This window comes from Streptomyces sp. CA-249302 (assembly GCF_050936785.1).
In the GTDB taxonomy this organism is placed as follows: domain Bacteria; phylum Actinomycetota; class Actinomycetes; order Streptomycetales; family Streptomycetaceae; genus Streptomyces.
This window is the reverse complement of sequence record NZ_JBNJMG010000001.1, coordinates 1,163,270-1,177,086: the sequence shown is the minus strand read 5'-3', so window position 1 is coordinate 1,177,086 and position 13,817 is coordinate 1,163,270. Positions and strand designations below refer to the sequence as shown.

At 71.7% G+C, this 13,817-nt stretch carries 12 protein-coding genes; 1 reads left to right on the top strand and 11 read right to left on the bottom strand.

Going from position 1 to position 13,817, the window contains the following annotated elements; all coding sequences use genetic code 11:
• Nucleotides 1-11: 11 nt before the first annotated feature.
• Genes ACQEWB_RS05295 through manD form a run of 4 tightly spaced genes read right to left on the bottom strand, consistent with a single transcriptional unit; the run spans nt 12 to nt 5,044 of the window.
• Nucleotides 12-1,040 carry an L-idonate 5-dehydrogenase gene (locus ACQEWB_RS05295; protein WP_432827551.1) on the bottom strand — a complete coding sequence of 343 codons (1,029 nt, stop codon included), beginning with the start codon at nt 1,038-1,040 and terminating at the stop codon, nt 12-14.
• Nucleotides 1,037-2,416 carry an MFS transporter gene (locus ACQEWB_RS05290; RefSeq protein ID WP_432827549.1) on the bottom strand — a complete coding sequence of 460 codons (1,380 nt, stop codon included), beginning with the start codon at nt 2,414-2,416 and terminating at the stop codon, nt 1,037-1,039. The genes ACQEWB_RS05295 and ACQEWB_RS05290 overlap by 4 nt, the downstream gene beginning before the upstream one ends.
• Nucleotides 2,417-2,468: 52 nt before the next feature.
• A complete protein-coding gene (locus ACQEWB_RS05285; protein ID WP_432827547.1) occupies nt 2,469-3,839 on the bottom strand; it encodes a mannitol dehydrogenase family protein in 1,371 nt (456 codons plus the stop codon).
• Complete coding sequence (gene manD / locus ACQEWB_RS05280; protein ID WP_432827545.1) at nt 3,836-5,044, bottom strand: D-mannonate dehydratase ManD; 1,209 nt, start codon at nt 5,042-5,044, stop codon at nt 3,836-3,838. The genes ACQEWB_RS05285 and manD overlap by 4 nt, the downstream gene beginning before the upstream one ends.
• A gap of 90 nt (nt 5,045-5,134) precedes the next feature.
• On the opposite strand from manD, the gene ACQEWB_RS05275 reads away from it, so the two are divergent.
• A complete protein-coding gene (locus ACQEWB_RS05275; protein ID WP_432827543.1) occupies nt 5,135-5,845 on the top strand; it encodes a GntR family transcriptional regulator in 711 nt (236 codons plus the stop codon).
• A 28-nt stretch (nt 5,846-5,873) separates the two neighbouring features.
• Here the strand turns inward: ACQEWB_RS05275 and ACQEWB_RS05270 are convergent, their stop codons facing one another.
• From ACQEWB_RS05270 to ACQEWB_RS05240, 7 genes are all read right to left on the bottom strand, one after another.
• Nucleotides 5,874-7,109, bottom strand: a complete 1,236-nt coding sequence (locus ACQEWB_RS05270; RefSeq protein ID WP_432827541.1) for a vWA domain-containing protein — start codon at nt 7,107-7,109, stop codon at nt 5,874-5,876.
• Complete coding sequence (locus ACQEWB_RS05265) at nt 7,106-8,371, bottom strand: AAA family ATPase (protein WP_432827539.1); 1,266 nt, start codon at nt 8,369-8,371, stop codon at nt 7,106-7,108. Before ACQEWB_RS05265 ends, ACQEWB_RS05270 begins: the two co-directional genes overlap by 4 nt.
• A gap of 70 nt (nt 8,372-8,441) precedes the next feature.
• Entirely contained in the window at nt 8,442-9,881 is a 1,440-nt protein-coding gene (locus ACQEWB_RS05260) for a hypothetical protein (RefSeq protein ID WP_432827537.1), read from the bottom strand.
• A gap of 132 nt (nt 9,882-10,013) precedes the next feature.
• A complete protein-coding gene (locus tag ACQEWB_RS05255) occupies nt 10,014-11,021 on the bottom strand; it encodes a hypothetical protein (RefSeq protein ID WP_432827535.1) in 1,008 nt (335 codons plus the stop codon).
• A 100-nt stretch (nt 11,022-11,121) separates the two neighbouring features.
• Nucleotides 11,122-12,249 carry a HoxN/HupN/NixA family nickel/cobalt transporter gene (locus ACQEWB_RS05250; RefSeq protein WP_432827533.1) on the bottom strand — a complete coding sequence of 376 codons (1,128 nt, stop codon included), beginning with the start codon at nt 12,247-12,249 and terminating at the stop codon, nt 11,122-11,124.
• A 180-nt stretch (nt 12,250-12,429) separates the two neighbouring features.
• A complete protein-coding gene (locus tag ACQEWB_RS05245; RefSeq protein ID WP_432827531.1) occupies nt 12,430-13,086 on the bottom strand; it encodes a DUF3105 domain-containing protein in 657 nt (218 codons plus the stop codon).
• Between the two features lie 85 nt (nt 13,087-13,171).
• Entirely contained in the window at nt 13,172-13,603 is a 432-nt protein-coding gene (locus ACQEWB_RS05240; RefSeq protein WP_432827529.1) for a hypothetical protein, read from the bottom strand.
• Between the last annotated feature and the right edge of the window lie 214 nt (nt 13,604-13,817).

The window sequence follows — 13,817 nt, the reverse complement described above, 5'->3', positions numbered from 1 at the left end:
ACGTACAGCTCCTATGGGGTCAGCCGCAGCATGACCTTGCTGCTGCCTCCGGTGGGGTCGGCCGCGACGACGAGGGCCTCCTCGGCCCGCTCCAGCGGGAAGCGGTGGGTGATGAGCGGGCTCACGTCGAGGCCGTCGCGCAGAGCACGCAGCGCGTCGTCGATCTCCTCGACGAAACGGTACGAGCCGATCCAGGTGATCTCCCTGGTCACCAGGTCCCCGAGGGCGGCGGGGACGTTCGTACCGGGCAGGTTGCCCACCTGGACGACGGTTCCGCCCCGTGCCGTGGCCCGCAGCACGGGCCCGAGCGCGCCCGGGGCACCGGACGCCTCGAAGACCACGTCCACGTCCTCGGGCAGCGTCTCGCCGCCGGAGAGGTCACGGGTCTCGTCGGCGCCCATGGCACCGGCCACCTTCAGGGACGAGGACGACACGTCGGCGGCGACGACCGTGCCCGCACCGCGCAGCCGTGCGGCCGCGACGACCAGCGAACCGATCGGCCCACAGCCGTTGACGAGGACGCTACGGCCACCCAGTTCGGGCACCCGGCCGACCGCGTGCAGGGCGACCGCCAACGGCTCGGCGAGCGCGCCCTGTTCGGTGTCCACGCCGTTGGGCAGGGGGCGGATCTGGACTGCCGGAACCGCCCGGAACTCGCTGAACCCGCCGTCGGTGTGCGGATCGAAGGCCGCCGAACCGAAGTAGCGCACCTGCGGATAGAGGTTCGTACGCCCGGCGATGCGCTCGGGAAGCAGGCCGTCGCCGACGAGTCGGGCCGGATGCACGGTCACCGCCTGCCCCTCCCGCAGCCCCGTGACTCCGTCGCCCAGCCCGGCGATCCGCCCCGCGACTTCGTGACCGAGCACCAGCGGATGGGTGAGCGCGGCGGTGCCGGAGGCCCCTTTCTGCCAGTACGCGATGTCGGATCCGCAGATCCCACCCCACTCCATGGCGAGCAGCACCTCGCCCCGACCCGGGACCGGCACCTCCCGCTCGTCGATCCGTACGTCGCCGGGGCCGTGCACCACGAGTGCCTTCATACGGCGTCCTCCAGGCGGACCAGGTCACGGCCGCGGGTCTCGGGCGCGAGCAGCGCGCTGACGAAGGTGATGAGGGAGTAGACGACGAGCATCGCCGCGATGGGCCACCAGCTGCTGGTGACGGCGGTGAGCGTGGCCGCGAGGACCGGGCCGATCGCGGTGGCCAGGATGCCGCCGATCTCCTTGGCGAGGGCGAGCTGGGTGAACCGGGTGCGGGCGCCGAAGAGTTCGGCCATCGTGACGCTCTCCAGCGAGAACAGGCCGAGGACGCCGACGTTCAGACCGAGGACCATGCCGAGCAGCACGCCCGGTGTCGAACCGGAGGTGATCAGCAGCAGCACCGGGAAGGCGACGACGACCGTCAGCGCGGTGAGCGCGAGGTAGACGGCGCGGCGTCCGAAGCGGTCGCCGAGCAGGCCGACCAGCGGCACGGTGACGAAGCCGAGCAGTGAGCCGTAGACGATGGCGTCCGTCGGGACGGACCGGCCGACGGCCAGGTTGGTGGCGATGTAGCCGACCAGGAACGTCTGTACCAGGCCCGAGTTGCCAGCCTGCCCGAAGCGCAGCCCCAGTGCGAGGAAGAAGGCCTTGCCCTTGCGCTGCCGGATGCCCGCGGCCAGGGGATCACCCTCGCGCGCCGCCGCGATCACCTCGTCCTTGGCCAGCGCGACCCCGTCCACCACGTCGGCCCGCTGCTCGAACACCGGGCTCTCCTTGAGGCCGCGGCGCAGCCATACCGCGAACAGCATCAGCACGAAGCTCAGCAGGAACGGCAACCGCCAGCCCCAGGACAGCAGTTGGTCCTCACTGAGCACGGCCAGGAGCACTGCCCACAGCCCGGACGCGGCGAGCGTCCCGGAGTTGGTGCCGAGCGACACCAGCGAGGAGACCAGCCCGCGCCGCTTCACCGGCGCGTACTCGGCGAGCAGCACGGTCGCCCCCGCGATCTCCGCGCCCGCCCCGAAGCCCTGGACCAGCCGCAGCGCCACCAGCAGCACGGGCGCCAGGATGCCGATGGCGGCGTACGTCGGCAGGGCGCCGATCAGCGTGGTGGAGGCGCCCATCAGCAGGATGGTCAGGTACAGCACCTTCTTGCGGCCGATGCGGTCGCCCATCCGCCCGAAGTAGACGGCGCCGGCGAGCCGGGCGACGTATCCGACGCCGTACGTGGCCATCGCGGCGATCAGGCCGATGGCGGGGCTGACGTCCGGGAAGAAGATCTTGTTGAAGACGATCGCGGCGGCCAGCGAGTACAGCTGGAAGTCCATGAACTCCATGGCCGTGCCCAGCCATCCGGAGACGGCGGCACGGGCCAGATCGCGCGTGGTGCGTTGCGCGGATGGCGTCTGCTGAGCGGCAATGACGCTGTCCTTCATCGTGAACTCCGTTGTTCGGGGAGTGAAGTGACGCTCTTTCAGAGGAGGGGTTTCAGATCTCGACGCGTCCGGCGCGCAGGGCGGGCAGCCGGTCCGTGACTGCGGTGGTGAAGGCGCCGTCCTCCGCCAGATCCTCGGCGCCCAGGGACCGGAGCAGGTCGCGCACGGATGCCGGTCCTGCCGTCAACACCCATGCGGCGAAGGCGAGTTCGAGTACCGGAGTGCCCGCTCCCCGCCCCCGCAGCTCACGCAGGGCGGGCAGCCAGCGCTCCCGGATCTTCAACGGCCCGTCGGTGCCGATCTGCCGCAGCTGGTGCCGCATCGCCGGATTGCGGAAACGCAGGACGAGATCGCCGGCGTACCGGAGCGGGTCAGGCCCTCCGGCTGGCAGCGTCGGCGCGAGTTCCGCGCAGAGCGCCCGCAGCAGGCGCTCGCCCCAGTCCGACGCCATCGCCTCGGCGACGGTCGTGAGGCCCGCGGCGAGACCGAGATACGCGAGCGCCGAGTGGGACCCGTTCAGCAGCCGCAGCTTGGTGAGTTGATAGGGCGTCACATCGGGGACGAAGAGCGCACCGTCCCGCTCCCACGGCGGCCGGGCGACGGCGAAGGAGTCCTCCAGCACCCATTGCCGATACGGCTCCGCGGTCACCGGCAGCGCGTCCCGCACCCCGAGGACGCTCTCGGCGGAGGTGCGGTCGGCCTCGCTGGTGGCCGGCACGATCCGGTCCACGACCGTCGAGGGGAAGGCGACGGCATCGGCCATCCGCTCCAGGGTCCCGGCGCGGTCCGGCCAGCTGGACGCCCGTACAAATTCATGCACGACCCGCCCCAACGCGGCGCCGTTGTCAGCCATGTTGTCGCAGGAGACGACAGTGATCGGCGGCGCACCGGCCCGCATCCGCGCCGCGAGCCCAGCGGCCAGCCGACCCACCACCGTGGCCAGGGGGCCGTCCGGATCCGCCGCGAGATCGGCGGCGACCGGAGCCGCCGCAGTGTCCAACCCGCCGGTCAGCGGCGACCGTTGGTATCCCTTCTCGGTCACCGTCAGCGTTACGACGGTCACCTCGGGGTCGGTGAGCAGGGCGTCGACCGCTTTGGCGTCGGGCCCCATGGCCAGCGCGCCGACCACCGAACCGACGACCCGCGTGCGGTTCCCGTCGGGCCGCCGCTCGGTGAGCGAGTACAGGAAGTCCTGTTCCCGCAGGGCGTGTACGGTCTCCGCCGAGCGGGGCGCGACCGCGGTGATGCCCCAGGGCTCGCCCGAGCGGGCGGCGGCTCGCTCGGTGTAGCCGGCCTGGTGCGCGCGGTGGAAGGCGCCGAGGCCGAAGTGGAGGACGCGGGTGCGGAGTTCGGCCGGATCGACCTCGGGGCGCAGCTCGGGCGAGAGCCGGGGCAGTGCCCCGCGATTCAGGTGGCCGGTCACCAGTCGTGCACCGAGCCGTCGAGGCGGCGGGCGACCGGGAGATAGCGCCGCTGGTACGGGAAGCGCTCGGCGGCCTTTTCGTCGTACTCGACGCCGAGGCCCGGGTCCTCGGAGGGGTGGAGCATGCCGTCGGCGAAGGTGACGCCCGTGCGGAACACCTCGGCGGTCTCGGCGGGGTGGCCCATGTGCTCCTGGATGCCGAAGTTCGGTACGGCGATGTCGAGATGGATCGCGGCGGCCATGCTGACGGGGGAGAGGTCGGTCGCCCCGTGCGAACCGGTGCGCACCTGGTAGAGCGCCGCGAGGTCGAAGATGCGCCGCAGGTGCGTAATACCGCCCGCGTGCACCACCGTTGTCCGGACGTAGTCGATGAGCTGCTGGGTGATCAGGTGCTGGACGTCCCAGATCGAGTTCATCACCTCGCCGACCGCGATCGGCGTGGTCGTGTGCTCGCGGATGAGCCGGAACGCCTCCTGGTTCTCGGCCGGCGTCGGGTCCTCCATCCAGAACAGCCGGCACCCCTCGACGCTCTTGCCGAACCGGGCCGCCTCGATCGGCGTGAGCCGGTGGTGCACGTCGTGCAGGAGATGGAAGCCGAAGCCGAACCGCTCGCGCACCGCCTCCAGGTAGCCGGGCGCGAATCCGAGGTAGGCCTCGGTGTCCCAGGGCTGCTCCTCGGGCAGATCGGTCGCGGCGGGCTCGTACACCGCGCCCTTCCGCACCCCGTACGTCCCGCCGACCCCGGGCACGGCGGCCTGCGCCCGTACGGCCTTGTAGCCCAGCTCCAGATAGCGCTCGACGTCGTCCAGCAGGGACGGTACGTCGGTGCCGCTGGCGTGCGAGTAGACGAGGACCCCGTCTCGGGAGCGGCCGCCGAGGAGCTGGTAGGCGGGCAGGCCCGCGACCCTGCCCTTGATGTCCCACAGCGCGGTGTCGACGGCGGCTATCGCGGTCATGGTGACCGGGCCGCGCCGCCAGTAGGCGCCTTTGTAGAGGAACTGCCACATGTCCTCGATGCGCGCGGGGTCCCTGCCGATCAGCAGCGGCACCACGTGGTCGCGCAGATAGCTTGCCACGGCCAGCTCACGGCCGTTGAGCGTCGCGTCGCCGAGGCCGGTGACGCCGTCCGTGGTGGTGATGCGCAGGGTGACGAACGTGCGCCCCGGGGAGGCGACGAACACGTCCACGCACTCGATCTTGCTCACAGGCACTCCTTGGTCGCGAAGTACTTGTATACAAGCAGCTGTCTCGGAGTGTGACAATACTTGTGCCGTGGTTCTACGTACGATGTGCGCATGGCTCAAACGAACGGGCGGACGAGTCGGCGCGACATCTACCTGAAGCTGCGTCAGCTGGTCCTCACCCTTGAACTCGCCCCGGGCGCCGCCCTGTCGGAGAACGAGCTCGCCGCGTCCCTGGGCGTCAGCCGCACCCCGGTGCGGGAGAGCCTGATCCTGCTGGCCCAGGAAGGGCTGGTGCAGGTCTTCCCGAAGATCGGGTCGTTCGTGTCCCGGGTGGACCCGGCGCAGGTCGCCGACGCCCAGTTCCTGCGGGAGGCCGTGGAGCTGGCCGCCCTGGACGACCTGCCCGGGGAACTCGACGCCGAGGTCGTCGAGGAGCTGCGGGACAACCTGCGGCGCCAGCGCGGCGCCGACCTCGGCCTGGAGGAGTTCTTCGCCCTGGACGAGGCCTTCCACCAGGGCCTGATGCGGCTGAGCGGCCACGGCAACGTGTGGACCACCGTCGCCGCGGCCAAGGGCCACCTGGACCGGGCCCGCCGCCTCGGCCTGCACGAGAACGAGTCGCCTGCCGTCTTCGCCGACCAGCACCACGAGATCTTCGCCGCGGTCCTCGGCGGCGACATCGCGCTCGCCCGCACCGCCATGCGCTCGCACCTGCGGGCCGTCTTCAACGACATCGAGCGCATCCGGGCGCACTCACCGGAGCTGTTCGCCACGGGCACGCCGACGGTGCCGGTGCGCCGTAACGTCGTGGTCTGGGAATGACCGGACCGGGCTCACCGGGCTGCGGGGACTAGCCGATGTGCACCACGCGGGCCCAGTCGGGCGGCGAGTCCGGTACGTAGTCCGGGTCCTCCTCGTCCCACGAGTCGTCCGGCCGCGGGAACAGCCCCACCACCGTGCGGCACGCCGGCCGGCTGTCCGGCCACGGTGTCTGTCCGTCGGTGAGCACCACGACGACGTCGGGGCGGGGCCGCGACCGCAACGCCGTGGCGAACCCGGTACGCAGATCCGTACCGCCGCCGCCCATGAGCGGGATGCCCTCGCCGCGGCACAGGGAGTGCACCATCCCGGCCGCCGCGTCGCACGGCACCACGTTGATCAGGTCGCGCCGACCGCCCACGGCCCGTGAGATGGCGGCGATCTCCAGCAGCGCGCTGCCCAGTTCGGTGTCGCTGACCGAACCGGACGTGTCGACGACCACCGACACCCGGGGCGGTCGGCGCCGCAGGCTCGGCAGCACCACCCCGGGGAATCCGGCCGAGCGCCGCGACGGACGGCCGTACGAATAGTCTTCGCCGACGCCGGGAGCGGAGGCCGCCGAGCGGACCGCCGCGCCCAGCAACTCCCGCCACGGCTGCGGCGGATGGAACGCCTCCTCGGCCCACCGCCGCCACCCCTCCGGCGAACTCCCCGGACGGCCCTTGATGCCCTGCGCCACCCGGAACCGCACCGCGTCCCGCTCCTGCTCGCTGAGCCCGCGCGCACCCTCCGGCCCCAGCTCCCACGCCCGCTCCAGCCCGTCGGCACCGCTCCCGCAGTCCAGCCAGGCCAGGCCCTGCGTTCCGGTCCCGAGCCGGACCATGTCCAGATAGCTCTCCATGAGCAGCCCCGAGTGCAGCTGGAGGTCACCCGGCATGACGACGCCCTCCGGCCGGGCCAGCCCGTCGCCGTACACGTCGTCGTTGATCTCGAAGTCCGCCGCGATGTTCATCCGCAGCCGGTCGCCCGACCCGGTCAGCCCGCGCTCCTTGGCGACCCGCTCACTGCGCCCGTGGTGGTCGCGCAGCAGATGCGACACCTCGTGCACCCAGACGCCGGCCAACTCCTCCACCGGCATCCGGTCCACGAACCCCGGCGAGACATAGCACCGCCAGTACCGGTCCACGGCCATCGTCGGCACCTGCCGTGACTCGACGGTGTGCAGCGCGAACAGGGCCGTGGCCAGATAGGGCCGGGCGCGGGCCGCCTGGAGCCGGGCGGCGAAGAGCTTGTCGAGGTCCAGGCCTCCCTGGGTGCCGGTCGTCATCGGCGCGCCTTCCCGGTCGCCGCGGCGGTCCGGGCCGCCGCGTGGTCCGCCCGCCGGGACAGGGACACCACCCCGGCGAGCTGCTCGATCGACTCCGGTACGTCCCACTCCTGCTGCCGCAGCGAGGCGAGGGTCGTCGCGGGTACGACCACCAGGTCCGGCGCCCCGGTCTCCACCGCCCGCACCAGCAGCGCCCAAGCCGCGTCCCACCGGGCCTTGTCCGGTCGCGCCCGGACCGCCGCCACCACACCGTCCAGTACGGCCTGACGCAGATCACCCCGCTCGGGCAGCTCGGCACCGGCCGGGTCGGCGAGCAGCAGTTCGGGGTCCGGCAGATCCATCCGGTCCACGCTCGCCAGCAGCTCCAGCCCAGGGCCGTCCCCGACGGTCCCCCTGACCAGGAGGGAGAGCACGTCCCGGGCCGAACCGGCCGCGGTCGCGAAGGCGATCAGCCGCAGGGTCATCTCCCAGCTCCGCGGCGACGGCCAGGCCCCGCCCCGGCGCGCCTCACTGCTCGGCAGCCGGTGCACCAGCCCGGGACGGCCGGTCAGCAGCCCGCACACCGCACGGCGGGCGAACTCCACGGCCTCCGGCAGCTTGCCCGGATCGAGCCGGGGCAGCGTCGCCCGCGGCCAGGTCCCGCCGAGACCGCGTACGACGACCTCGTGGTCGTGGGTCCACTGCAGATGCACGAACCGATTGGCCAGCGGCGGGCTCAGCTCCCAGCCGTCGGCCGCCGAGGAGCGTGGGTTGGCGGCCGCCACGATCCTTACGCCGGGCGGCAGTTGGAGCGCGCCGATCCGCCGCTCAAGGACCAGCCGGAGCAGCGCGGCCTGCACGGCCGGTGGCGCGGTGGACAACTCGTCGAGGAACAGCAGCCCCCGCCCGGCCCGCACCAGCCGCACCGCCCAGTCCGGCGGCGCCATCGGCACGCCCTGCTCGGCCGGGTCGTCCCCGACGATGGGCAGCCCGGAGAAGTCGGACGGCTCGTGGACGCTGGCGATCACCGTGGTCAGCGGAAGATCCAGCGCCGAGGCGAGCTGCGTCAGGGCGGCGGTCTTGCCGATCCCCGGCTCGCCCCACAGCAGCACGGGGAGATCCGCGGCGACGGCAAGGGTCAGGGCTTCCAGCTGGGTGTCGGGGCGCGGTTCGGTGGTGGTGTCGTTGAGGAGAGCCAACAGGTCATCGGCGACGTCGAGTTGGGAGACCGGAGTGGGGGTGGTGGGGGTGGCGGTCGTCATGAACGGGGTGCAAGTGGGCATGTGTCATCACCTTTGGGTTGTGAGGAGACGGATGCGGGATGAGGGTCGGGCAGCGCGCAGGTGACCGGGTTCAGCGACCGGTCGTGTGGCGTGGGTGTGAGCGGTGGCCGGCGGGGCGGCGCTCGCCGGGGCGGATGCGGTCGGGGCCGGGACCGACCAGGCCCGCCTTGAACAGGCCGTAGGCGATACGGCGTTCGGCGGCCGCCTCCAGTTCCTCACGCAACGGGCCGTCGCGGAGCAGCGCTTCGGGGCCGAGCAGGCCCTCGACCACGGCCAACGCACCGGCCGTGTCGCCGTGATCGAGGCGTTCGCGGACGCCGGCCAGGCAGTCGGGGCGGCGATGCGCCTGGTCGATGGCCTGGAGACAGGGGAGAGGAGTGCCGGTCAGAGCGGCCAGCAGCTCCTCGCGACGGACCTCGACCGGATCGTGGTCCAACGGCGCCAACACGCCGTCGACCAGGCCGATCCGGTGCCGGGCACCCCGGCACTCCACCGGATGGGGCTGCCCCGCCCGCTCCGGGCCCCGGGCGGGCCCGGACGCCGAACACCCCGGTACGAGGGCCGAGGCGACCAACGGATGCAAGCGATCGGCCTCGATCAGACCGCTGCGGACCAGTTCGAGGTCGGGCAACACCCAGGTCGCGGCGTCGGGCAGCACCGGGAGGCCATGGGCGCCCGCATCCGCGGACGCCGGCGTGATCCGCAGAGCGGACGCTCCGGGACCGGCCCCGACTGCCTCCCCGTCCGCGTCCAAGTCCCGGTCCCGGCCCCTATCCGAGTCCAGGTCCAGGTCCAGGACCAACCGGTGTCGGCCCGCGACCCGCACCATCACCCGGCGAGCGGATCTCCCCTCGGCGCGGAGCAGAATCCTCGCCTCGGCCGCCCAACGGTCGACGGCACACTCCCGATCCCGCGGCAGATCCAGCTCGACCAAGGTGCGGTCCTCGCCCGTGGGCCGGTCGGCTCCGGACCGGACCCGCAGCTCGTCCGCCCTCCGCGCATCCCACAGATGGCGATGCAGGTCGAGACGGAACCGTGCGCTGGGGTGGGGGTGCGGATGACGGGAGGCGCCGGGCTCGGACAGCGACCCGTCCCACAGGCCGAGGCTGATCCGCTGACCGGCGTCGGCCCAGGCGGGCGGTGTCCGGGCCACGAGGTGCACCGGGTCCGGGGCACCGGGTCCCGCACGGTCGTACCGGGCCAGGGCAACGGTCAGCCCCGGTCGCAGCAGCCCGTCGGGAGCGATCCTGGGCAGGTGCCAGCGCAGCAGGTCAGGGGCCAAGTGGCGGAGATCCGCCCGGAGTCGGGCGGCAAGGTCCCTGCCGTGGGCACGCGCCACGGAACGCAGATCGAGATCGACGTCGACCCGTGCGGCGGCACACGCCCCAACCCAGTCCCCGGCGAGGCGCCGGACGGTCGCTGTCTCGATCATGGAGGGCGGCACGGCGAACTCGCGCACGCGCAGCCAGCGGGAGAGGCGGGAATCCCCGTTCGCGGTCTCGGTGAGCATCAGCACTCACCTTGCGCGGACGGGACCCCCAATCTGACGGGAGAGTGAGTGGTCATCGCCGGGGAGCGTAACGCCACCTCGGGCCGACGCGCGAGGCATTTTCGTTCGGTAGAAGACTCATCGGTAGAAGATTCAGAGGAAGTCGTTGCGCTGATCGACGGTCACGGGACGGGTGCCCTGCCACTGCCGCGCGCTCAACAGCCGGGTCCGCTCGGCTGTTCGGCGCAGCGCGTCGATCGCACCGCGGTCGAGAGCAGCCCCGCTGTAGCCGACGTAGGCGATGACGCCCGGCTCGGGCTCCCACGCCAGGATCCCGTTGCCGACGACCGCGTCCGTCACGACGGCGGGTCTGCCGTGCACCGTGCCAGCCGCCGGCGCACCCACCGCGTACAGCCGGTCCTCCAGGCCGCCGCAGCGGACCACTCCCGTGAAGGTCAGACCGTTGCCCAACTCCCGCGCCTCACCCACCTCTTCAGAGCCGTACCGTGCCTCGCGCACGACGTGCGGGCGAGCCGGCCCCGTCGACACCACCGAGAACCCGGCCGGTGCCCTCACCTCCGGGCGGCCCGATACGACCGACGTCGCGGCGGCTATCTTCGACAACTCGGCCCACGACAGGTCACCACGGACCCGTGCGTACGAGTCGGCCAGCGGCCATATGACCTCGCCGTCACGGCCCGACCCCCGTTGCCCTGTCGCCCCGTCGAAACGTATCGGGCTGCCGGCCGGCGGCTTCTGGACCGGGAACGTCACCACCGCCCCGTCATGCCCCAACGACCCGGTGTCCGAACGCCGCACCGTCACCGTCCACTGACCAGTGGGCGCCGCCCTGTCGTGCCGGTTCAGCGTGCTGCGCCCCGCGACGGCCCCCTTGCCGGTGAGCACAAGCCCGGGCGTCTGGTCCCGCGCCAAGGAGAGCCCCGAATCCGTCAGCTGGGAGCTGTTGCCCGACGAGGCCGGCGCCGACGCCCACCGCGAGCTCCGATGCGCCGCCGACCGTCCGGAACCCCCGTCCGCCACGGCGACGAGCCCCGCCACCACCGCCGCGATCGCCACCACGCCCAGCGCGGTCAGGACCAACCACCGTGGCAGTCTCCACGGCGGCCGGTCCGGGCCGCCACCGCTCAGTACTTCGGTCATCGGGTCGGCCCTCCCCGCTCCCGATCGGCCCGCGCTGCATCACATCGCTTCATGTCTTGTGTACACCGCTCGGAGCCGATCGGTTCCAGATCGTCAGCCGTCAGCCGTCAGCAGTCCCCGAGGCCGGCGCCCACTTCTCCTCGATCCGGCCGTACCGCCAGATCAGCAGAGCCCCCGCCCACGTCACGACGAACAGCAGCACCACGGCGTACCCCACGCTGTTGAGGTCGATGCCACCCACCCAGTCCCAGAACACCCCGTGCAGCGAGAGTTTCTCGGCCGCGATCGACAGCAGTTCGACCGTGCCGATGATGAGGGCCGCGGCGACCGACAGACCGGTGATGGTGATGTTGTAGAAGACCTTGCGGACCGGGTTGGAGAAGGCCCACGAGTACGCGAAGTTCATGAACGAACCGTCGATCGTGTCAAGCAGGCTCATGCCCGCCGCGAACAGCACCGGCAGACACAGGATCGCGTACCAGGGGATACCGGCGCCCGCGGCCCCGGCCGCGAGGAACAGCAGCGAGACCTCGGTGGCCGTGTCGAAGCCCAGGCCGAACAGGAAGCCCAGCGGGTACATGTGCCAGGGCTTGCCCACGGCCCGCGTCGCCCGGCCCAGGATCCGGGTCATCACCCCGCCCGAGGCGCCCAGCTGCGCCTCCAGGTCGGCCTCGCTGTGGCCGCCCGAGCGCATCCGGCGGAACACCTTGAGGATGCCGACCAGCGCCACCAGGTTGAACGCGGCGATGACGTAAAGGAACACGCCCGACACCGACGTACCGATGAAGCCGAGCGTCGCGTGCAGCGAGGAGCCGTCGTCCTGGACCGGTCCGGCCAGCGAGCGCACGCCGAGTGCGAAGAGCAGGGCCAGCAGGAAGACCACGGACGAGTGGCCGAGGGAGAAGAAGAAGCCGACGGAGAGCGGGCGCTGTCCGTCCGAGATGAGCTTGCGGGTCGTGTTGTCGATCGCGGCGATGTGGTCCGCGTCGAAGGCGTGCCGCATGCCGAGCACGTACGCGGTGACGCCGATGCCGATGCCGAAGGCTCCCTGTCCGCCGCCCAGCTCGAAGTGCTTGGGCACGACGATCAGGATCAGCGTGCCCCAGCCGATGACGTGCAGCGCGAGGATCGCGGCGGCCAGTCCGCCGGCCCTGGCCCATTCGCGCGGGGTGAGTGCTCCGCGGATACGCCGGACGAGGCCCGGCTGGGTCTGGGGCGCAACGGTCATGGTGTGTCCTCGGTTCCCGGTGGTGCTCTAGGTCGTGGTCCATCCTTCATGGCATTCGGTGCCCAGGTGCAAAAGGATTGCAATAACTTCGAAGAGGCGGGTGGGGTGGACCACAGCCCAGGCCGCAGCCGATGTCGCAGCCCAGGCCACAGCGCACCCCACCCGACCCGAGAAGACCCGTCAGGAAGCCGTCAGCCCGTTCGAGCAGGCCGCACCAGGCTCAGGCGTCTGCGCGCCTTGGACGTACTTGGTGAAGAACTGCTCAACCCTCGGATCCGCGGCCTTCTCGACGCTGAGTTGGTGCCCCCACGCCGACAAGGTGATCGTCCCGGCCTGCCCCTCAACCGGGCTCATCAGTGTGTAAGGAGTCCTGGAGACCTTGTCGCCCAAGGTCTTCACGTCGGCATCCGCGGCCTTGTCGTTGTACGTCACCCAGACCGACCCGTGCTCCAGCGAGTGCACGGCGTTCTCGTCGGCGATCGGCTCGGTGTAGACGGTGCCGTCGCAGGTCATCCAGGCCTGGTTGTGGTTGCCGCCCACCGGAGGGTTCATGGGGTAGTCGACCGTGCCTGCCACATGGTTGCGCCCGAGCTTCTTGGCGTCCCAGGTCTTCTCGCCCCGGACGGGCTTCTTCGCCTCGGCGGCCGTCCGCTTCTCCTTCCGGTCGGCGTCGTTGATGGCGTACGCACCCCAGCCGGCGAGCCCGGCGACGATGACCACGCTGACGGTGACGGTGATGACGCGGTTGCGCCGCTCGCGAGCCTGCTCGGCCCGGCGCATCGCCTCTATTCGGGCTCTGCGGTCGGCGGCGGCCGCCTTCTTGCCGGTCTTGCTCATGGGTGTTGGTTCCTCGGTGGGTGCGGGGGTGGATGGACGCATGCCGACGGCCGCACGCGCGCGTGCGGCCGTCAGGGTGGTGCGTCTACGTCCGTTGCACCTGGAGGACGTGGAGGTCGGGAGCGCGACAGTCCCATGTGAGAGCCGTGAGACGCGGCGCGGAGGTCGAGGGCCGCGACAGATCCGCGGTACCGGGCAGAACCGTGGGCAGGTGCGGCACCGGCACGGTCGGCAAGGCCCGTACGACGGCACCGATCGAACCGCAGCAGACCGTGCCGGAAGAACCGTCGGCCGGGTGAAGGGACGCGGCGACCTTCCGTTCCGCGGAGCCCGCGACGACCGACGCCGACCCGCTGCCGCCGTCCCTTTCCGCGGAAGCCGGGGAGCCACCGCTGTGCGCGAGATGCGCCCCGCAGATCACCAGCACGGCGAGCAGCACGGCCAGGGCAGGGCCCAGCGTCGCGACGCACCTGGTCCACCATGCGTCGCGGCTCGTGTGCTGAATGTGGCTCCCCATCACCGGTGATGTTAGGCGGTCACCGGTGTGCCAACGTCAGCCCGGTCGGCCGTCCTTGAGAGGCGCGGCGGTCCGCTCGACGATGATCGAAGGTCCAACTCATGTCGGAGAGACGGTCCTTGCCGACAACTTGCCGACCACCGAGCCGTTCACCGAGGCGGTCGGCCCGAGTCGCAGGAAGCCGTCGGCGTCCCGGGGCGCGCCGCCCCTGCCA